This window comes from Anoxybacillus sp. FSL W8-0104 (assembly GCF_038004465.1).
Classification (GTDB): domain Bacteria; phylum Bacillota; class Bacilli; order Bacillales; family Anoxybacillaceae; genus Anoxybacillus; species Anoxybacillus flavithermus_G.
The window spans coordinates 1872426-1894572 of sequence record NZ_JBBOQU010000001.1; the positions used below are offsets into that span (position 1 = coordinate 1872426).

16 protein-coding genes and 2 CRISPR repeat arrays (1 of these 18 running past the window's edge) are annotated in these 22147 nt (G+C 39.1%); all 16 genes read right to left on the bottom strand.

The features are described 5' to 3' along the window. Positions 1 to 12: 12 nt before the first annotated feature. The 16 genes from cas3 to csx2 all read right to left on the bottom strand — a co-directional run bounded on the left by cas3 (position 13) and on the right by csx2 (position 21920). Positions 13 to 2352 carry a CRISPR-associated helicase Cas3' gene (gene cas3, locus NST18_RS09985; RefSeq protein ID WP_004889381.1) on the bottom strand — a complete coding sequence of 780 codons (2340 nt, stop codon included), beginning with the start codon at positions 2350 to 2352 and terminating at the stop codon, positions 13 to 15. Then, positions 2340 to 3026 carry a CRISPR-associated protein Cas5 gene (cas5, locus tag NST18_RS09990; protein WP_035018527.1) on the bottom strand — a complete coding sequence of 229 codons (687 nt, stop codon included), beginning with the start codon at positions 3024 to 3026 and terminating at the stop codon, positions 2340 to 2342. The genes cas3 and cas5 overlap by 13 nt, the downstream gene beginning before the upstream one ends. Before the next feature lie 13 nt (positions 3027 to 3039). Continuing rightward, positions 3040 to 4011, bottom strand: coding sequence for a CRISPR-associated protein (locus tag NST18_RS09995; RefSeq protein WP_004889379.1), 972 nt, complete (start codon positions 4009 to 4011; stop codon positions 3040 to 3042). Positions 4012 to 4023: 12 nt separating this feature from the next. Further along, positions 4024 to 6039, bottom strand: a complete 2016-nt coding sequence (locus NST18_RS10000) for a hypothetical protein (protein WP_004889377.1) — start codon at positions 6037 to 6039, stop codon at positions 4024 to 4026. A 212-nt stretch (positions 6040 to 6251) separates the two neighbouring features. Further along, a CRISPR array of direct repeats spans positions 6252 to 8314; the repeat unit is 30 nt; unit sequence GTTTCAATTCCTCATAGGTACGATACAAAC. A 198-nt stretch (positions 8315 to 8512) separates the two neighbouring features. Further along, positions 8513 to 9025 (bottom strand): hypothetical protein, encoded by a 513-nt coding sequence (locus NST18_RS10005; RefSeq protein WP_064214009.1) that lies wholly within the window; start codon positions 9023 to 9025, stop codon positions 8513 to 8515. After that, the gene (locus tag NST18_RS10010; protein WP_004889364.1) at positions 8988 to 10292 is read right to left on the bottom strand and encodes a tetratricopeptide repeat protein; all 1305 of its coding nucleotides are present in this window, start codon (positions 10290 to 10292) and stop codon (positions 8988 to 8990) included. Before NST18_RS10010 ends, NST18_RS10005 begins: the two co-directional genes overlap by 38 nt. Before the next feature lie 26 nt (positions 10293 to 10318). Further along, complete coding sequence (dprA, locus tag NST18_RS10015) at positions 10319 to 11302, bottom strand: DNA-processing protein DprA (RefSeq protein ID WP_004889362.1); 984 nt, start codon at positions 11300 to 11302, stop codon at positions 10319 to 10321. A 21-nt stretch (positions 11303 to 11323) separates the two neighbouring features. Then, positions 11324 to 12814 carry an HAD-IA family hydrolase gene (locus tag NST18_RS10020; protein WP_004889361.1) on the bottom strand — a complete coding sequence of 497 codons (1491 nt, stop codon included), beginning with the start codon at positions 12812 to 12814 and terminating at the stop codon, positions 11324 to 11326. A 104-nt stretch (positions 12815 to 12918) separates the two neighbouring features. After that, complete coding sequence (gene cmr6, locus NST18_RS10025) at positions 12919 to 14061, bottom strand: type III-B CRISPR module RAMP protein Cmr6 (protein WP_004889359.1); 1143 nt, start codon at positions 14059 to 14061, stop codon at positions 12919 to 12921. 4 nt (positions 14062 to 14065) lie between these two features. After that, complete coding sequence (gene cmr5 / locus NST18_RS10030) at positions 14066 to 14446, bottom strand: type III-B CRISPR module-associated protein Cmr5 (RefSeq protein WP_004889358.1); 381 nt, start codon at positions 14444 to 14446, stop codon at positions 14066 to 14068. Between the two features lie 5 nt (positions 14447 to 14451). Next, positions 14452 to 15339 (bottom strand): type III-B CRISPR module RAMP protein Cmr4, encoded by an 888-nt coding sequence (gene cmr4, locus NST18_RS10035; RefSeq protein WP_004889356.1) that lies wholly within the window; start codon positions 15337 to 15339, stop codon positions 14452 to 14454. A 1-nt stretch (position 15340) separates the two neighbouring features. After that, a complete protein-coding gene (gene cmr3 / locus NST18_RS10040; protein WP_035018521.1) occupies positions 15341 to 16465 on the bottom strand; it encodes a type III-B CRISPR module-associated protein Cmr3 in 1125 nt (374 codons plus the stop codon). Continuing rightward, entirely contained in the window at positions 16462 to 18066 is a 1605-nt protein-coding gene (gene cas10, locus NST18_RS10045; protein WP_004889353.1) for a type III-B CRISPR-associated protein Cas10/Cmr2, read from the bottom strand. The genes cmr3 and cas10 overlap by 4 nt, the downstream gene beginning before the upstream one ends. Continuing rightward, entirely contained in the window at positions 18063 to 18965 is a 903-nt protein-coding gene (gene cmr1, locus NST18_RS10050) for a type III-B CRISPR module RAMP protein Cmr1 (RefSeq protein ID WP_064214010.1), read from the bottom strand. Before cmr1 ends, cas10 begins: the two co-directional genes overlap by 4 nt. 11 nt (positions 18966 to 18976) lie before the next feature. After that, a complete protein-coding gene (locus NST18_RS10055) occupies positions 18977 to 20188 on the bottom strand; it encodes a CRISPR-associated protein, Csm6 family (RefSeq protein ID WP_004889349.1) in 1212 nt (403 codons plus the stop codon). Positions 20189 to 20198: 10 nt separating this feature from the next. Continuing rightward, positions 20199 to 21920, bottom strand: a complete 1722-nt coding sequence (gene csx2 / locus NST18_RS10060) for a TIGR02221 family CRISPR-associated protein (protein ID WP_340720677.1) — start codon at positions 21918 to 21920, stop codon at positions 20199 to 20201. 136 nt (positions 21921 to 22056) lie between these two features. After that, positions 22057 to 22147: direct repeats of the CRISPR family, unit length 30 nt; it runs 883 nt beyond the window's last position.

A 22147-nucleotide genomic window follows, 5' to 3' on the forward strand; every position in this document is an offset into this window, starting at 1 on the left:
CACTCTCCTTTCTCAAATAATGCAATCAAATTGTTCATCGAAAGGAAAAGTTAGACCGAGCTTCGGATGGTATGCTTCTGTATCTTCTAGAAGCGGGATTTTTTTTTGTAAAAATTGTTCTTTGCTTGCAACTTTTAAAGCATATTTAATTGGAACATTAACAACAAACGCATGCACAAGAATCATAAAACGTTTTCTTTCTTCAAGCGATAAATGTTTTAGCCATGTTTGGTCTTGAAATCTTTCGTACAATTCCATGGGACAATGAACACCGTAATGCTTCATTAACCTCATAACATCCAGCGATACATGCTGTATGTACTCATCCCAATCCCAGTTTACAAATAGGGATAGCTTTAAATAACCTTTTCCGAAAGGTTCATACTCGCTAAGCTTGTTCCAATTCCCTTCATATGCTTCTTGGATCATTCTTTTTGTCGCCTCATAAGTGTTGTAAGTAAACATTTTTTCGTAATATTTTTGAACGACTGAAGTAAGCTCAAACTCCGTCCATATTTCTTTTTCCATTAAAATTTCATCCGTTATACTTGTTAAAAAACGATCGTAAATTGGATGTCGCGTATCCTTCTCTCCTTCACGATAAAATGGCATTATCCAAAATAATCCTTTTTCTTTTTCTAAGTGTCGATTAACCCGCCCCGCTGCCTGAACAATAGAAGGTAAAATCGCATTCGCTCGAACAACTGTTTCAAAACTCACGTCTACACCAGCTTCAATAATTTGCGTGGATATAACTGTTGTCGGCAATTGCTCTAGTAAACGAGACTGGATTTGTTTAATGACTGCTTGTTTATGAATCGGAATCATGAGTCCATGAAGAAGATAAACATTTGTTTCTAACGATTTGAGCTCTTTATAAACTCGATATGCATCTTCAATCGTATTCAAAATCATCGCCTTTGATTGACTACTGCATTTTGTTAAAAACATGGCAGCTTGTTTTTCATCCATTTTTTCTGTTCGCTTCACTACGTAACGATTATGCGCCTCAACTGCTTGCACAGTTAATGAAACCGGTGGCTTTGACAGTCCGTACTGAAAAGGTGGCATCGTAGCCGATAGGAAAATAACACGCAAATCATAACGTTCTGCCATCGCCTCCAATCCCAACAAAAACACATTCCAGCCCTCTGGTTGAAATATTTGCGGTTCATCAATAATGATGACGCTTTTCTCTAAAAAGCTTCGACGCAATGTATGTTGAGCTCTTTTTGGAAACATTGCCCTCGTCCACTGTTGAAAGCTTGTGCATACAATTCCATTAGCCCACGATTCAATTGCGAGTGAGAGCCGATCTTCATCATCTGCTAGTGAAAGTCGTTTTTTATCCTCTTTCAGCATAGATAGCGAATGATGTTCCAATACATTTTGATTTAATGCTTCCTCTATCGTTTTAGCTGTTTGTTCAATAATAGATAAATACGGTGCTATATAAATTATTTTTTTATAATCGTACGTTTTGAGCATTTCAAGTGCCAAATGTAAGGAAGCAATTGTCTTACCGTAACCAGTAGGCATATTTACCGTGTAAAAACGAGAAGAATGATTACGTCGCCACTCATCAATAATTTTTTCCTTCGCTTGTTGACGCGCAGATGACATAGGATGTGAAGTTTTTTTGGCACAATATTTTTGTAAATGAACGAACGATTCATCACGTTGCCAAACAGGTATAATTGTTGGGCAGATGCTTTTTACATCGAACCGATCTCCTGAAATGAGTGCTGTCGTATAATGTCGCCATCGTTGTATTTCGCTCATCCAGTACCGGTAATGACTCTCTTGGTAAGATGTGTCTAATTGTTGTAAAACTTCTTCAACAATCTCATCGACTCTCCAAACCCATTCAGACAATTGTTCCTTTTGAACATATAAATGTGGAATATACTTGTTCAAAAAAGCAACATATCCATCTACATCGATTTTTTCCCACTCGTATTGTTTTACCCAATTTATGTAACTTAAAGTATGAAGATCGCTATGGTGGTCAGCGATGTCACGCAATAGCCAAAGCCATTCACGGCAATACTTCTCCCAAACTTTCTCTTTTTCTAAATACTGATAAGCTAAATAAGAAAAGAGAAAGGCGCTGCTCGGAGCATGAGCAGGCCCTTTTGTACCAATTCCTCTAATGTAAGTTTGCCAGTCAATATGTGCTTTTGTCATATCGTGACATAATCCTGCTAAAATGAGCAATACTTTAATATGCGGATCATCTGCCCAATTCTTCATCCATTCACAAACGTTTGTTAAATGACTTTCTAACGTATACTTCCTGTTTTGATCATCAGGACGAGCAATACATTCTGAAAATGGGATTAAATAAGACATACATATCCCCCTAAGTGAGAAATCAATGAAAATCCATCTTCTTTATAATCCTTTTTCACTTGTATCGTCATTGGTTTCCCATTTTTTTCATATAAAAAACTTAAAGAATGGGAAAATGTACGCTTGCCTTGATAGTACCGCAAAAATCCTCCTGCACGACACAAATGTTTTTCATTTTCAAACTCAATATGCTCGACAATGGAAGTAGGCACGACAGATAGTATGTCAATCATTTCTGTTGTTAGGACAGCTTCATTGACAGTAAAAACTTCTACGTTAAATGGTTTTGTCAAAGCATACGCCACACCTAAATAAGTATGATACGTGCAGTGATCTGCCTTTAACTTCTCCGCGAGCGCATCCACATATTCCTCTCCTGCGTAAAAAATACGATAATGCGGAGAAACAATGAGCTCAATCGTTGTCGGTCGATTAAATTGCTTCCCATCTTCTTTACCAAACATAGATAGCTGTTGAGAAATGGTACGAACCGGCGACATGATTTGAATGCCAATTTGATCGTTTGTTTGGAAATCTTCTACTCCAATAATTGCTCCAATTAACCCTTTAGCAGCAGTAATAGACATAAAAGGATACGTTAAATGCGTAGCTGTCGTATCTGGTCTGCGGAAATGGGCAACATGGCCTTTTACTTCGAATGAAACTACTTTCATTTTGTTCACCGCTTTACCATAAAGGTTGCTCGTAAGCTGACGTATTTCCTATTACATGTAAACGATCATCTCTCCATATGCGAACATTGTGTATTTTATGATTGTACTTTTCAATAACATGTAAGAGATTGCTGACATCAAGTTGAACTTCTTTTAATGAAGAAGGACGCTTTCCATCTTTTCTCCATACATCTCCTTCTGGCAAGAGAGTAATATAATCTTCTAAGTAACCAATTCGGAAAAAAGGGTCGTTGTACTCGATATGAACGAGAAAAAGAGGTTGTTGCTGTCCTCGTCCACGTGCTTGACGATGCAACGTCCCGCGCCATAATGCTCTCAGTAACAACTCTTGGTCTTCTGGTGTCATATGAGAATGTTCTGCGTTTTTGGCGTTAATCACCCCTGACATTGCAAAAACAGCAAATGGAACAATGTACGATGTCCAAATCGTCCCTTGCGTTTTTCCTTGTTCCTCGTTTCCTTTTGCATCTACCTTCTCATCAGAACTAGGCATGACGACCGTTCCTTGAACATACTGACTATCGACAGGATGAAGCGAATGAGCCCATCCAAACTGAACAGGACCTGTTAAATGAAACTTCGGTGTAACAGAGTATACGATTCCAAACGTCCTCGCATCAAAACTATGCTCGAGCAAAACAGATTTCATATCTTGTTTCGCCTCTTTTTCCTTACCAACTTGACCTACAATCCATTGCGCAAGACTTTGTCGGCCTAATAATTTTCCTTTTTCATTCATTCTTTCCTGCACAAAAATGTAGTTACGCTTCGATGATCCGCCGTCTTTTTCTTCCTCCAGCACATAATCGCGAACATCACGTTTTATACTCACATCACTTAACGAAATTCGTCCATCTTCTTCTGGGAATATTCGTCGCACATCACTGTCTTGAAGTGGATCACGATTAGGAATTCCGTCTTTTACAGATTTAACAAATAAAATTTCTCCATTACGAATGCTCATATTTGGATCCTCCTATTCTTTTGCTACTTGATCATACATTAAATATCCAGACCAAAAAGCTGTCATCATGTGTTCTTTTTTATTGGCTAGCCATCCTTCCTCCTTCGCACGAAGAAACCCAATCAATACATACGCCAATGTTGTTCGAAAGTTTTCTTTGATTCCTAAATCCCATTGCCTTGCCAACTCTTCACAACGAATCAACCCATTTTTCCAAATCATTTCTGGATTTAACTTACTACCAAATTTCATCACTCGGTGGTTTATAAAATCCTTTTTCGTTTTTGCTCCGTATGACCTTGAAAATTGTCGCAACGCTAGCCCAGATACAAACCCTAACGATTCTGGTGATGTTAAATCGTTAGCCGTTATCGTTCCTTCATGATATTTTGTAGCTAGCACAAGAAAATCTTGCAACGTTATCCCCTCCCTTTGATCGTTTAACACAATTTGATAATAAACGTCTAAAAAATACATAAAGCTATAATAAAAGACAAGCTCTTGACGCATAGAAAATATTTGCTGTTTATTTGCTAATTCCGTTAACTTTCGAGCAACCACCTGACAAATGCGCTCCATTCGAATCGGTTGTCGATGAAATACAGATTGCATACTACTCCAAACGTACCCCGGACCATATGCGTTCGCTAGCATCGCTGGCAAAGAAGAGAGTCGAACATCTTCTTTGTTCTCGTCCCGATCTAGTCCAAACAACTCACGTATCGAAAATAGTTCCGAACGGTTCAACCTTTTTAAAATTTGTTGCACTTTACTTGCGACACTAGGGATAACGTCATCAATAACTGCGCGAATATGCACATCCCCTCTCGATAAATCCCCAGAATAATATAAAAGCATGAGACGATAGTCATCCGTACTTTCTGGAACGATAATCCCATCTAATGCTGCCAACAGTTTCATATGTAGCGCTTCTCTGCTATGCTCCTCTTTTTTTAGAATCCGCCTATATTTTTTGAATAACTGTTTAACTTCACCATCATGTAAAGGAAGTATGAGGGGAACACCAAAAATTTTTTCAAAACTAGATGACTTCATTTTCTTTTTCGCTTCTACGTTTGTATGAGGGGAAAATATCTCTTTTAACGTCGCGTTGGATAACGATACAGTTAGTTGTTTTAAAAGCTGAGCACCATATAAAAATGCTTCGTATGAGTGGCGATCCACCTTAATTCCTCTCGTCCACTCTTTATCCCCCCAATAAATCGACTTCGGTGCTTCCCATGTCGAAGATAACCATAACCATGATTTGTTATAAATCGATACAACTTCTGTTTCTATTTTGTTTGTAAACGTTGAAACTTGATTTATGTCTCTTCCCAGTGTTTTTGCCTCATCTAAACGTGCCGAGATAATTGCTTCTATCAACATTTTCCCATCCAAATACACAGACTTGTCCGTCTCAATACGACTATCTCCGATTTTTATATATCGTTGCGGATCTAGCTGTTGGGAGGCGTATTGATAAGCAGGAAATAAAGGATTTACAATCATGAGGATTCCTAGCTGCTTCTCCTCATAAACAAACGTTGCTACTTGTCGTGACAATAAATCAGCAATTTTCTTCGCATAGGAAAACTTCTGCTCATTATCCATATGTCGCATACAAAGTGTTCTTTCAAAACGAGGAAAAAGCATTTCTTTTGCAAATTCACCGCTGTTTTTAAGCATTTTTATGTGGCGATCATACATTAAGTAACATGGCAGCGCATATGAGCCTTGGGCATTTAGCGGATTCCCACCATTAGGATAAATGATAGGAAAGGCAACGTTTTTAGCTCTATCAACAACAAACGTTTCTTTTTTACCTTCCTTCACCTTTTCTCCTATTCTCATCAAACGAACGTTCACTTGTTCCTCTATGCATTCCACAACCCAGACGTGCTCAAAAAAATTCTTGCAAGCTTCATTATCTACATCCGTTAACAAACGAATACGCTCCGTTAAAGGTAAATCACTACTCACAAGCGACTCGCCTACTCGAACAACTGCTTCTGCTAGCAAAATCACACCTCGTTTCTAAATAAACTAACCTACCATAAAATACGACATAAAAGGAATATATTCCTTCTAAATTAATATAACTCTTTGAAATAAGTAACATAAAAACAGAGGTTGAGGATAGCTGACCAGCGCTCTAAAAAATAAAAAGGATTAGTAGGAAATTAAGGAAACTACCCCTAACACAAAACATTACAAAGTAAATATAAAACTGATCACAATGGCAAACTCCTCATAGGTACGATACAAACTTGTAAATATGGTATGAAAAAGTTGAACAAATGTCGTGTTTCAATTCCTCATAGGTACGATACAAACTGAATTGTATAGGTTTTATAAATGGTCGAAGATGTTGTTTCAATTCCTCATAGGTACGATACAAACCGGCAAGACAGGCTTGTCTAGCCTCCCGCTTCGACTGGTTTCAATTCCTCATAGGTACGATACAAACTCAAGTGGAGCCAATTGCGTCTCTCGAAATCAAAGGCTTGTTTCAATTCCTCATAGGTACGATACAAACCTAAATTCAACTTATCAGATGTCATCAACGGGGCGCCGTTTCAATTCCTCATAGGTACGATACAAACCAGGCACAAAACAAAACCGGGCGCGTCAATAACTGAGTGGTTTCAATTCCTCATAGGTACGATACAAACGCCAGTATTATTACATGCTAAAAGCTCATGAACTCCTGTTTCAATTCCTCATAGGTACGATACAAACTTTCCGGCAATACAATGCGCTTCCAGCATTCTCTTCCGGTTTCAATTCCTCATAGGTACGATACAAACCTCATGTTAATATGGGAGTAACTCCATCAGGACAAGATGAGTTTCAATTCCTCATAGGTACGATACAAACCTCCAGCCGCGATACACGCTGTTGGAGTCGTTCAAGAGTTTCAATTCCTCATAGGTACGATACAAACAGCGAAATACACAGCAGAGGAAATTGTGGCGTTTGTCTAGTTTCAATTCCTCATAGGTACGATACAAACTTCAATTCCTAGGGCTTTAGCAATAATATGCGCTTGGAGTTTCAATTCCTCATAGGTACGATACAAACACATGAAGGGCGGACTAGAGTTCGGGAGATACAGAAATTGTTTCAATTCCTCATAGGTACGATACAAACTAAGACTAATTGATTAGGATTCGTTTTATCACGAAAAAGTTTCAATTCCTCATAGGTACGATACAAACTTACCCGAATCACCGACTTTCGATCGTCACATACAAGTTTCAATTCCTCATAGGTACGATACAAACTGTTTAGAGATTGTTGATGATACATATAAACAATACAGTGGTTTCAATTCCTCATAGGTACGATACAAACCTTCCGAGCGGATTGCGGTACACGTTTTTTTACAGCTAGTTTCAATTCCTCATAGGTACGATACAAACGCATGCGGATATGGTAGTCGATTTTATTCGTCTGAAACAAGTTTCAATTCCTCATAGGTACGATACAAACGGTGTGGATCCGTTTGCGTTTGTGCGTTGGCACTATGAGTTTCAATTCCTCATAGGTACGATACAAACTTTAACGGTCATTGGCTCTGTTTTGGCTGGGATTGGTGGTTTCAATTCCTCATAGGTACGATACAAACTCCTCAACCGTATCTTGATCCACTTGATACCCTTCTGGTTTCAATTCCTCATAGGTACGATACAAACCAGTTGGAACATGATATACCCCCCATTTTTTTAAAAGTTTCAATTCCTCATAGGTACGATACAAACTCTCGAACCCGAATGAACAGCAGCAGGAGAAGTCCGTTTCAATTCCTCATAGGTACGATACAAACCAGCAAGCTCCAACTTATAATCTTTCCCGTGTAATCTCCGTTTCAATTCCTCATAGGTACGATACAAACTTTTTGCTACACATAATCATATCAATATGATCGCGAAGTTTCAATTCCTCATAGGTACGATACAAACCGGGAAATTGGTGATACACGACCCGCGATTGTTTAATGGTTTCAATTCCTCATAGGTACGATACAAACCGTTCGCGTGATTTTGTTATTCTTTTTTCGTCTGTTGCGTGTTTCAATTCCTCATAGGTACGATACAAACCGGAAAGGAGCGAGCGACTTGTATAACCTATTTTTTGTTTCAATTCCTCATAGGTACGATACAAACTTTTATCATGAAGCATTGACAGAAGCGCAAAACGCGTTTCAATTCCTCATAGGTACGATACAAACCGAGGCGCGCGGGGGGAAAAACGCTCCCGCGCACCTCGGGTTTCAATTCCTCATAGGTACGATACAAACCCCAAAAAAGCGTTGATAAATCAACATATGGAAAAGCTATACAACTCTATTATATATCCATCCGAAAATTCAGTCAATACTCTGTATTTATTGATATCACTAAAAAATTCGCATAAAATAAACTGTCGTCGATCCCCCGGGGTTTTTGCACGATTGGAGGTCGACGACAGTTGTGAATAAATTCACAATAAGTAGATTTTACAGTACTTTACTTATGATACGTTCAAATTCAATATAAATATGGTACACTTCGTCAAATAAATTCAAATCACCTTGTACATATGTGCATGAATTCTTATTTTTGTTTTCTATATTTACCCAAACAAGACGATCTCTAGAGCGAATTTCATAGCATATTCTTACATAATCACGATGAATAATATGAACTCCAAAATGGTAGTTAATGATTAAATAGCGAGCAAATTCATCGACTTGATTGTCCTTTATTTTTTTCATCGGAAACAAGCGGACAAGTAAAGGATAAATGTCATCCATAGCATCAATCATCTCCACAGATGTACAACAGAAAAATTTATTGTAATGGCACTTTATTCCACCAACTTTTCTCTCTTTCGTCCCGATCTCTAATATAAAATGATATGGGTGATCTTTTCTGGAATATATAACTAAATCGTAAGCGTGCAACTTCTTTTCAATTTCATGAAACAAATCATCAGGACATTGAGGGGCTTTTGGGATGATATCGCTCATCTTTCACCTCACAAACGTATTGTGCAATTTGGGAACGCTGTTTTTTCGCAAAATCAAATGACTCTTCGATAAAAAACGTTACCTTTTTTCCCTCTTGCACAAGTTTCTTCGGAAAACGTACATCAGATGTTTTAAAATAAATTTTTTGCTTATTGCCATATTCAATAAACCCTGCTTTTCCATTCGGAAGAAGCTTGCAAATCGTTCCTTCGTGTCGTGGTATCATTCGCTCAATGAGATGAAGCCAAAACTGCTCTAGCGTTCGACGAATATTTGTTGGTAGCTCATATTTCGTGCACATGCACTCATACAGTTTTTTTGTTTTTTCATCCATATGGAAATTATTTTTATTATATATTTCCGCGATGTAAGCAATGTGTGTAAACGCCATATACTCCTCACTTTCAACAAGCCATTCATACATCATTGCATATAACTTTCCACATTTCGTCGGTTCAGCATCACGACTTAAGCAGGCTTTCGCTCCATAATACAATGCTTTCTGTCGCTCTCCTATGTTTTCATAACACTCCGCTATTTCCCGATACATAAACCATGTTGGATGTTTAAGTAACAATTCTTCATATATGCGAACCGCATCGGTCATTTCTCCAAGAAAGCACAAAGAACGCGCTTTTAATCGTAAAAGCCAAACGTCGTTATGATAATGCCAAGAAACCTTTTCTTTTAAAGCCTCGTCTACGATTTTTATACATTGTGTATATTCCTTTAATTCAAACTGAAGCTTTGCTGTTTTCATGACCCACTTTTCGTATGGGGATGGAAACGACTGTTCTCCATTTTTATAAGCATCTTTGCTTAACGAAAATCCTTGAAGACGCTGTAAATAAGCTGAGGCTATCTCCTTATTTGCGTTTTGTTTTGCTAGTAAATAGTCCACGTGTTGCAAATAAATATAACTGTATTCCCCGCGATTCATCTCCTCTAATATACGATCAATGTATCTGATTGTCGCTATATATTTTTCTTCTGGAATATGTTTTTCATTGTAAAAGCGACGAATAATATGCTTATATACTTTAGGAACGAGACTCCGAATAAGATATGCATTTTTCGGAAAGTACTCTAACCCTTTTTTTAGCACGCTCATGCATTCCAAGTGGTATTCACGTTCTGATAAATGTTTTGACAGTTTCAAATAATCATATTTGCTCAATGAACTAGCTTTTTCACAAAACTGTTTTTTTGCTTCCTGTAAATTTCCAGAATCAATGAGTTTCATCATCTCATCAAGTTGACTGACCATACAAAAAACATACCCTTTCTGAAAAATTAATCAAACAAGTTTAATTGCTCAACTATCTTGGAACTAAGTATCGGCTTACTACTTTGTTTATTATCTTCAAGTAGCTCACACTTTTTGTTTTCAATGTTTTGTATAATATAAGGCAGATCACTTGAAGTCTTTAAAGGGATAGCATCTTCTTCTAATAGTTTAAAAATTCCACGAGTTGCTGGAACATCCTCAGTTGGAACAGGACAAAACAATAAGCGATTTTGTTTGCGAGCAAATTGAATCGTGTTTTGTGTTCCCCCTTTGATATCTGTCTGTACTGGACAAACAGCTAAAGACAATCCACTTTGAATACGGTCTCTTTGTACAAATGCGGCTCGAAATGCTGGGGATCCAATTGCTTGCTCAGATATAAGTACCCCCCCATTTTCAATAATTCGGTGTGCTAAATTGGTATTTTCTTTTGGGAAAATTGAATGAAGACCACCTGCTAAAACAGCAATTGTTTTACCTTTTGCATCTAATGCGCCGATATGAGCTTCTGTATCAATTCCTACGGCTAGTCCACTAACAATTCCGTACCCGTTGTCAACAAATATTTCCGCAATCCTTCGTGCAAACTTTTTCCCGATTTCCGTTGGATGGCGTGTGCCTACGATGGCAATATGATTAGATATCCGTAATAAATCAATATTTCCTTTGCAGTAAAGAGCAATCGGAGGATCACCTAGCTTTTTCAATAATTTTGGGTAATACTTGTCTCCAATTGTAATGACGTGTATATCTTGCTTTTGATGATTCCGTATTACTTCTTGTGCTTGCTTTATATATTCTTTCATTATTTTTTCATGAAATAAAACATCTAAAATATCTTTATTTTTAATCACTTTCATTAATATATGCTTTTGTTCATCATCATAAAAATAATTTTCCGTTAACTGTGGTATCGTATCATATATATTCTTTATTCTCTTTGCTCCAAGACCCCGAACAAATGTAAAAGCTAACCATAATGTTTGCATGACGTTCCCCTTTTCTTATCTTCATTTCGTTTTTCCGAGTGCAAGTTTTGTCACATATAAGGCACCTGCTTCAAGAAGTAACTGTTCCCCTGCCCGAAGGGAACTTCCTGATGTTGTAACATCATCTAAAAGGAGTACATGCTTTCCCACAATTTTTTCTCGCTGAAAAACTTTCATCGTTTGCACATGTGACTGTATATTTCTTTCTCCACCATAAGAACTTTTCTCACGGCTTTTCCATCTAACAAGACAATCCGTGCCATCTATCCCTTTCTCTTGTGCAATAAATTGAGCAATTTTACGTATGCCTGTCAAAATATTACGATGATCCGAAGAAGGAAAGCAACATATTACGATTTCGTCTGAAACAAGAGGAGATATGCGCTCGGAAAAATAAGCAATATCCGCCTGCTTTCGCCCCTTTACACCTAATATACGCATAGAGTATTCATCTTCATATTTTTCGTTTGAAAGGTAATTGCATATAAAAAAATTTTCATTTCCTTTGTCATAGTAAAAATGCTGCTTTAGATCATTTTCGAATTGTACAATTTTTTCTACTTGATTTAAAAGAGGGATAGCTTTACCAGTTTTTTCACTACACATTTTTAACCAATGATGAGCAATATGCAATTTCATTCGTGAAAACGGAGTTCGTAATTTCATCTTTGCAAAAAAATATTGTGCTGGGGCGTAATCCATATGAGCAGCAACACGATAAAAATGTTTTGCTTTCTCCCATTTATTTTCCTGCTCAAACAATTGACCAAGTTCAAAAACAGCCTCTGGTATCATCTTCATCACAGCACCATATAACAAATCACGTATATTTTTCCCTTCATAAAGGAGATGAGGGTTTTTACGTAACACCTTCGCAAGATAATATTGTGCAAGTCCATGTCCGTGGTCGCTCGCCTCGTTAAGATATCGGAAATATCCCCAACTATTTCCCTTTTGTTTTTCTTCTAATGCCTGCTCAAAACATTCTCGAGCTATTTTCTGCATATGTTTCTCCTCAGTTAATGTATATTGTAAATCCGAAAAATTTTTAATGATTAAATGAGGCATATAAACAAGTAATTGCTCGACTTCACTATATGTATTCGCATATGCCACAGATGTACAGCCTGCTGCTTTCGCTGCTGCAATATCAGTCGGTTCATTTCCAACGTATATGCAATGTTCAATATGAACATTCATATGTTGAGCACAACGAAATAAAGGGTCTGGATATGGTTTATTTTTCTGATTTTTTTCATAGGAAATAAGTGCATCATAACGAATACCGTGATGTTTTAAAAGCGGCTCAGCATATATGTATGGAGCATTTGTAACAATTCCAATTTTTTTATTTTGAATGCTTTGTAATAACAGATGCACATGAGGATTAACACGAGTAAGGTGAAAATGTCTTATGCACTCGTGCCATGATCTTTTTTCCCTCCATGTCTCTATGGCAGAGGTATCTACTAATGTACCATCAAGATCAAACATCAATGCTTCGTATCCCATAAACATATCCCCTTAAAAAATCCCCATCACTAGGGAATCATATTACATAAATCTGCAAAATTGCCACCGCATCTCTATAAGAGAGCGATGGCATGTCATGATAACTATTCTAGCAATGCACGAACGGCTTGCACCTTCTCGTATTGCCTTTTTCGTTTCGGTTTTACGTTCCATTCGCCAATTTTTTCCCAATATGCTTGTAATGCTCGGGCAGCTTCTTTATTTTTTGTTTCAATGACTTGTTTATATAACTCGGATTTACTTTTTTGCTGGTCTTGTTCGTTTGTTGTTAATCGTTCAATTTCTTTCACTAATCGTTCTTCCGGCGACAAAGAAGCGAGGTACTGTTCTTCTTTTTGTTGCTGTTGTTTTTGCATCTCGCTTTCGATTTGCTCTTTCGCTTGCTTCATAAGCGGAAGAAACTCTTGTTCTGTCACGTCGCGTACGTTACGAAAATAGCCATATCCTGACGATGTTTTTGAACCAATCCCTAATTCCTCAAGTGCTCGCATCGTCCACTCCGTTGCTTTTTTTAATAGCTTCTCTGCCTGTTGATGCTCACGATGTAAACAAGATAAATAAATGTCGACGTCTGTCACTTTCACTGTAAAAAACGAAACAGGTGTCGGAGATTGATCATCTGTCGGCATACCTTTTGTTTCATAGTACTTCTTCATATGCACCGTCATTACTTCTGGAACGAGTTGCAACCCATTCACTAAGTAAACGTCGTAAAACTGCACGCAACCTCGTCGTTGCTGTGTACCGAAAATCGCTGTTGCTTCATTAGACTGTTCGATTGCGGCTTCTTTTCCTTCCCCGTACGCTTCGATCCACCATTGCCGCACGACACCTTTTAAACTTGACGCTGGAATGTATGGAATCCCGTACGTTGGATGAATCGTTAGCGACGTTTCGCGAACGTGACCGGCACCGAGCCCGTGAACCATTTTTCCGACAGGCGTAGCTTTGAGCTTCCGAACAGATGCGATATGCGCAAAAGAAACAAACGAACGCTCACGATGAAGAAGTGCTTGTTTCGCCACTTGTTGAACGTCTGGATGGATGGATACGACAGGAAGACGTTTCGCTACTTTATAGCAACCTTTTTTCTCATCAAACTCATGAGATAGCCCATAATGTAAACGATAAGCTAAATGAGTTAGTTGCTGATCGTTTGCAGCGCGAAAAATCGCATGCGTGTCTTTCGGAAGAAAATATTTTTCTTCTGTGTGACGCTTGTTCATAAGTTCACTCTCCTTGCTTTGCCATGCCGTCTGCAAACTTACGCATCCAGTTTAACAACGCTAATGCTTCCATCGTCCATGCGCGATATTCAGCACTTGATAAACTAATCACTACCTCGACAAACTCTTTATCTTTGAATTTGTCTTTATACTTTTCTTTTAACCAATCTCGCAATGTGCTATAAATCGCATCATATTCTTTCCCTTTTTGAAAACAAAAAGCAAGCGCTTGTCCAAAGCCGTTCACTTGAATAAGCGAAGGCATTTTTTTCACATAAGACCGATACGCCTTAAAATCTTTCACTCCGCCTTCTTTCGCTTTTTTTACTGCCTCAAACGCAAATGTAGCACGGCCATTTTCAATTCCAACACGTGTCGTTTTCATCCCTCTCACACCCCTAGCCAAATCGTTCTCATCATTCCGCGTCCTAATGTGCTATTTCCACCTAATTGAAATACTTCTGGGAACTTACGCTCACCTACTAAGTACGTATAAATTTGTTTGTCATCTTTTAAGTGCTCATCTTTTTTACGTGGATTACCAACATATAAAAAACTATAAAAAATTGTTTCTGGGGGCACGTTTTCTTCGTACCAAAGCGCCCCTTCGTCCACTGTTCCTGTTTCGTCATTAATTTTAATGCGCGCATTGACTTCTGTTGACAATTGAACAAAGTCAGCAAAATCATCATCGGACAACACAACGAGGCGATCGACAATAGGAATGCATACATGCACCCCGAGCCATTGTTCAATTCGTTGAGCGATCGCTTTTGTATTTTCATCCACTTGAACAGAAAACGTATATTCTTCGAGCACGAGTTCACTTTTTCCAACAAGCAGTTTCGTTGTGCTGCACGTATTTTCTTTCGGAACAGGGAGAGCAAGGGCGTCTTTTTTATGCATACTCATCTCATAGTTCCAACGTTGAATCACTTGTGGGCATGTCACCCAAGCGAAAACACCGCGCATCGATTTGACAGGGAAAAGAAGGATGCGTGCATCACTTAACGCGGTAGCACTTGCAACTGTATTATTGTCGTCACCTTTTTCTCCACCGAAAATGAGTTCTAGTTTTTTTTCTTCATCTTTGTTTCCATTTGCAGAAAGCTTCATATGGTAACGAAGCGCTCCTTTCAACGAAGAACTTTCGATTTTCGGAAATCCTGTATGTTTTTCGCGTTGGATCGGTAAGTCGACTAACCCAATTTCACTTCCGCTTCCTGCATGAACAGATGTAACTGCGTGCAATAAAAATGGTTGTACAATTGAATACATGTTATAACTCCTCCTTGCTTTCATTTGCGCTTGTAATCGTAGCGAAACCGAATCCTTCGTGTGCGTTTTCATCCGTAAAATGCATACCGTTTGCTAGTTCCATAAGATGCGGAATATGTTCTTCACTGTCGATTTCCACGTAGATGACAGAACCTGCTGGAATCATCGGCATGCGCTCTTTCGGACGGTGACGAACGATATCCCAGCCACCGTAAAGCTCTGAACGTCCGATTGCGCCTGCTAGCCACTTCACCTTGAGTCCATTCGGTAACGTTACATATTCTCCGTCAAATTGGCGCGGGCGAGTGCCACCTGCGAAAATTGCAGGGGAAAGAAATACGATTTTCGCTTTTTTCGTTTGACGAATGCGACTTGCTATTTTTTCTTTTTCCTTTTCATTCCACAATGAGAACGAATCATTTTGTTGCTGCACGACCCATGGACGATTTTCTCCACCGATGCGCGCAAACGAAACGTTTGAAAAATCAGGGGCGTTCTCAACATATGCCGCAAGCTCCCATCCATCGTGAAAACGGTAATGCGTCGCACGATATAGTTGGCCTTTCTCTGTTATCCGAGCATACGTGTTAAGCTGGATGCCCACTTTTTCTTCCGGAATAACGATGGAAGATAACGAGATAATGTCTGTCATTTCTCTTCCATCTAGCAACGCTTGTTTCCAATGTGTCATGCTTACACAATGATGTTTCGCGTCTTTCGTCTTCGCTCGTTTTGTCGCAATTAAACGCCACGGATTTGAAACGGATGATAGCCCGTTATCTTTTGATAGTTGAAGAGAGTGAGCTGATAGTTTACCATCTTCTTCGATCAATTGATAATCAAGCGGTAGCGGCAAAAACGGCTCATTTCGGTATAGCGTGCAATATTGGAGACGAAACTCTCCGTAATTCTCTGGTGTCCCCATCCACAGACGCACCTGTTCATTCGTCCCTTGTGCAAATTCGTCAAACGACGCATGAGCATGAATGTACGCTGCGCGCAACGCACCGTAAACGGTGCTTGGACGCGGTGGAAACATCGATTCCATCACCGTATGCTCCCCTGCTTCTGTCACGTGATGTGTTTTGAAAAAAAACGTGTCAATTGGTTGTAACGACAATCTCACTTTTTCTCCCCCTCCTTCCTTCTAAAAAACGTCAACATCTTTAACAAATATAAAAAGTCATATCCTGTTTTTGCTACGTCGTGCAATTTCATTAAATCTTCGACGTATGGACGAACATCGACATGTTTAGCTCCTTCACGCTTCGAGCGGTGTAATAAACGATAAAGCTCGAGACGAAGCATATCGTTTTCCTTCCACTTTCCTCCTTGCTCTAATAACGGGGAAAATGCCTCTAAAAAGCGATAAATAAACGTCGATGATAATGTCGTATGAAGCAAGTCGACGAATTTTAGTAATAATTGCGACGTTGTTTCATGTTCAATTTTCCATGGCAACACCGTTTCTAAAATCTCTCCTGCTCCCATATAAATCGAAAGAGCGAGCGCATCTTTTTCTTTTCGGTAGCTTTTCGCCTTTTTCTCTAATTTGCGCACCCCATCAAGCAACATATGTAGTGGTGCTTTTTTATGCCCGATAATCACGCCAAACGAAGCGGTTGCTTCCTTGCCAAGTCCCTTTTCTTGATCGCTAAACGCAAAGCGTAACTGTTCTGCGATTATTAACGCTTTGTCAACAGGGACAAACGCAAGCACATCATCTCCGCCCGCATAAACGAGCTTGCCATCATGTTTTTCGACAATATGCGGAACATGTTGTTGCGCAAAACGCGCAAGTTTTTCACTCACTTCACTATACGCACGTTCTTTGTCGCCGCTAAACAATTTTCCCATGTTGTCTCCATCCATCATAATGATGGCATAATAGTTTCCGTGACCGATGTCCAATACAGAAGGGAATGAGCGGAATTTCGCTCCTGCTTGTTTAAACTTCTCCTCAAAATAAGAGCGAGCTGCGCGTTTTCCTAAACAAACGCCACATAAAAACTCTGAATCTTTAATTTTTCCTGTTTGTTTTTCTTCGTTTTCTCTGTACTCGTAAGCGCGTCTACTCCACGTCTTAACTAACTTTTGCTTAATCGTACCGTACCGATCATTCGGATGAATGTCATCAAGACAAAGCGCCTCTCGTTCTTTACAAACCGTGCAAACGAAACTTGTTTGCGGCACATATTCAAACGTTTTTTCGTTTTTTAACGCTCCAAGGCGTTTCTCTGCCTGCTCTCGCACCTTGTTAAATGGTTCATCTCCATACGGTTCAATCACCCAATATATTTCTAAAAATGAGAGAATTTGCTTTTCGGTTAAGCGCTTTAATTTTTCTTTTTCTTCGTCGCTTAAAGAATGAAACACTTCTTCGATCGCTTGAAAACAAAAGTCCGTAAAAATGTTGCGTACGCTTTGTTCCACTTCCTTTAACCGAGCGTATACTTGCTCTGCACTTCCTTGGACGATCGTAGTAAAACGGTTCGGAATGGATGCAATATGAAAGTTTTTTACATTTGGCTTATTTAACTCTTCTTTCGAAACTTTCGGAAATACCATTTCCGTTGTTTCATCCATTTGATACAACACTTTCATCGCTTCCCGTGCTAAATAAGAAAGAATGTAACTTCCGCTCCATAAATCCTCTGTTCTTCGCGCGGAAGCAATAAATGACTGCACAGGACCAATTGTAAAAATCACGACATGGCGGTTCGTCATAATTTCACCCCGACTATTTTCAAAAACTCGTCTCGTTGACGCTCATAGTTTTTATTCGTATATCGTTCATCATTTGCTTTCACTTCTGTAATAATTGGATAGTATAAGTCGCCCATTTTTCTTACGGTGCACCACAACGGAGAAGCCCATTTTTTCGGGAATGACGCCCATTTTTTCTGGCTCACACACCCAAGATCCCCACGACCGTTCGCTTCGTGCGACGCTTTCCCAAACTTGACTAATATACTTTGTGGAGATTTCTCTCCCTTTCCGACCCAAACGGCCGACAATACCGGATAGCTTGTTTTTACATCCCTTTTTCGCTTTACTACACATCCTTCATGGGAAAACGTAAACGCATCACTTACGCGCAACTGTTGAAGAATTTGTTGTAAGCTATGCGAAAATTGAGCAACGCTTTCCCATTGGTGCTCTGCCCATTGCATTGCACCAAATCCGCGCCGCGCCCGCTGTCCCATGCCAGCGAGATGAAGCATATATTGCACATACAAATCATACGTGTGCACGAGCTGTTCGTGTCGGTTGCGCGCTTGCATCGTTATCGTTACAGAGCAGCCGCTCGGAATCGCTGGAACAGCAGTCCCTTGTTTATGCGGAAGAACATTTTCTTTTTTGGCGCTCACCATCTTTTTTTCTAGCACAAAAGCAACAGGTGATTTTTGTTTGTTGATCATCGTTCCGCCAAACAACGTCTCTTCCTTTTTTAGCAACGTTTCATTGTTATTTTCTTCTTGAAGTGTTCGCCACCAATACCGCAACACACCGCGCCATGATGCGATGCGAAATTCCGCCTGTTGCTTCGGATTCGCCCCATGCATGGCGAGGGGGGTAATTAGTTCCATATCATATGACCGTTTGCAAATGGCTGAATGATTCATTATCTTTCCCCTCACTTAATTGTGTTTCCGAGAATAAGATGCGTAACGTCTTGAAATTCATCATATGCTTCGTACAGTCCGACACCTTTCTCTGCTTCCCGTTCGTATTGCTTATGATCAAACCATAAATAGTTAGCATATAACTGATCTTCAGCTTCATCGTACTGATAGGCGAGACGGAATACTTTTCCTGTGATCGATTTATACAAATGAAACTTTACTTTTCTTTGATCAATTTTTTCAAATTCTTTCTCATGTTGTAAGTCTGGAATGATTCTTTCTGCATACTTTAGCTTTTTTACAAGTTCTTTTATTTGATCTATGGAGAACTGTTTATCTTTTTCTATCATTTTTATCACTTGTTTCGTAGCGAAATACTTCGTTTCAAATAAATGTTTATATCTCTCATGTTCTAGCAGAAATTCGCCAAAAGGTGTTAAATATACGTACCCTTCTTCTTGTTGAAAGATGGATGAATACGTTGAAATGACTTGATGTTCTCGATACGACAATTCATCCATATGTATGGCATCTACGCGACATCGTCTTAAAAGATCGATATGTTGCTGAACAAAACGATCATCTAAATGAATAGGGATAGGTGGAATTTCATGAATGATTTGACTATTTTCGTATAAATAAGCTGTCGGGTAGCCTAAAAATGAACCGACGATGTAGCCAAGTGCCGTCATGATTTTGTATCCACCAAGTGGGGCGAAGCATGTCGAAGACGGCTCGCCTTGCGAAAGCTTTTCACTCACTTTTTGCATATATTCCCCTAATATTCGATTCATTTGCTTTGGCTCACTAACGTCAATATCGACGTATGAGGAACCGACAGAGGCAGAAAAATGCTCTTCAAACAACCGTTGCAGCAATTGCTCGACAATATTCCCACCAACCGTATTTGTTAGCACAAGTTCCACACGAGGAAATTTCCCGAGTTTTCCTCGCTTTCTCAGCTCGTACATCATCGAATATTCAGCGCTGACAGAATTCGGTTCTCGTTCCGCTTCCGCAACATACATTTTCGTTTGATCAATCCACTTTGATATAACTTCACGAGTCTCATCATCAATTTGTCGTTTGCTCAACAACTCAGAAAATTCTCTTTTTCCAATACACAATAACTGTAAAAGCTCTGATGTTTTTTTCGCAAATACATTCTTTTCTGATAATGATAATAACGACACACCACATGTCATGACGATCGTTTGATACATTGCTTTTCCCTCATCTTTCAACAATCATTTGTTCTCCAAGCACGTATGGGTTTGCTTGTTGCTCGTTTACAGGTCTTCGGTCGACTTGTGCAACATATTGGACATGTTCGCCTTTTTCTTTTAACTTTGCTGCTATTTGTTGAACAACATATTGCATCGCCGTCGTACCACCTGTTAAATTCACAACAAAGCGCACACGATTGTCCGTTTCTATTGTATGAACGAACTGCTCCATATACGTTTGCCAACAATTGAAATCTGTATACGGATCTTCCATCACTACCACGTGAACGTTCCCATGAAAGTTGGCTTGTTGACAAACATCGTTCACTTGCTTCGCACTTTCTTTGGATGTTAATAGCCATATCGCTTGTGGTTGATTGTGCACAATAGCACTATAAAGCAATCCCTTACTTAGTCCTAGTGGAGTAATTAAAATGGTTTCGTTCGGTTCTCCCTTTATCGTTTGTTCTTCATGCCATGTTCTAAATTCTTTCCACAGCTGTTCATTTTCTAAAAACTGAAATAACTTGTAAGATTTAATTTCTTCTTCGTAGAAACGATAAAAAGCTTTCGGTGGAACATGGTCTGTTCGGAAGCTAAAATGACCGAGATCGTTGCGATAATCTGTCAAACGATTAAGCTTTTCAGCAAGCTCTTTCAACAATGGATTGCGTAACTGTTTCTTTTTTTGTTGTTTTAACAATGTAGTAAGCAGTCGCTCGCCTTTTTTCCGTATTGGATCGTTGCGAAATTCACGATCATCTGGCATCGGTCCAATTTCGCCAAGTACATGTTCTAATATGAGGGAGACAACCATCTCTCGCAACATAATGAAACAATGGGAAAGTAAGTGGTGATCGCCATACCAAATTGCTAAATCGTAGTATGTATGCAACCGCGACTGTTTCGGGGCGATACATTGAATATAGTTCACAAGCTGATGAAAAATGTAGCGGACAGGCGGCACGAACTGTCCAATTTCTTTTGCTAATTGCTCTTGTTGCAATATGTTTTCCGATTTCGCAAATAGTTGGGTAAACGACTTAATTCGTCCTGTCCTTAAATACGCACTAATATCGTTAACATAGTTGCCAAAGCGCTTTAGTTCATTTACTGCTATTTTTTGTTTTCGAAGCTGATTATGTAATGATTCAAGCAATGAACCAAGCGTTTTCGCATCACCAAACGCCATCAATTCATTTGCTGCCCGCTGCCATTCAGGAAGGTGGTGAACAAAAGGAGTTAAATCAAACGTCGGAGCAACAACGACTTCTTGTCCATTGATGTACTCTGCTTTTCTTGCTTCAAACGCTCCATAATATACCCCAGCAATATGTACTTGTTTCACGAATTTCAAATATTGCAAACTAATTGTTCCAACGAGCGGCAACGTCCGAAATCCGTGCGTAATATCAAGGACGATTTCATCATGTTCATACACATGATCAGCAATAACAGAAAAAATATTCCATAAATCTTCTTCTGTTTGCCCATCGGGAATGCATACAGCATGCACTTTCTTTTCATCTACGCCGTATCGGTTTAATTCGTCAAGCAACGGTGCTTCGTTTTTCTCTCGTGCCCCATCTGTCATAAATACGTATATTTCACCTGGTTGCAGTTCTTGAATAAGGACAGATAGAAAAAACTTTGCTGTATGCACACGCTCCCGAAAACGATACGTTGTTTCACGATAGTCATTCGCGCCGAGAAATGTTAGTAGTTTCATCCCTTATCCACCTTTTCAAAAAATATCCTCATATTACTGATGATACAAACGAACTAGTTTTTGCGCAATACTTTTCTGAAAGTTGTAACAAAAAAATAAAAGCAGGGCATAAACATCCCTGCTTTTCAATACAAAAAACGCTATTCCTCATAGGTACGATACAAATTTTATCTAGCAGGAGGCAACATTGTGATTCCATTATTTCAATTCCTCATAGGTACGATACA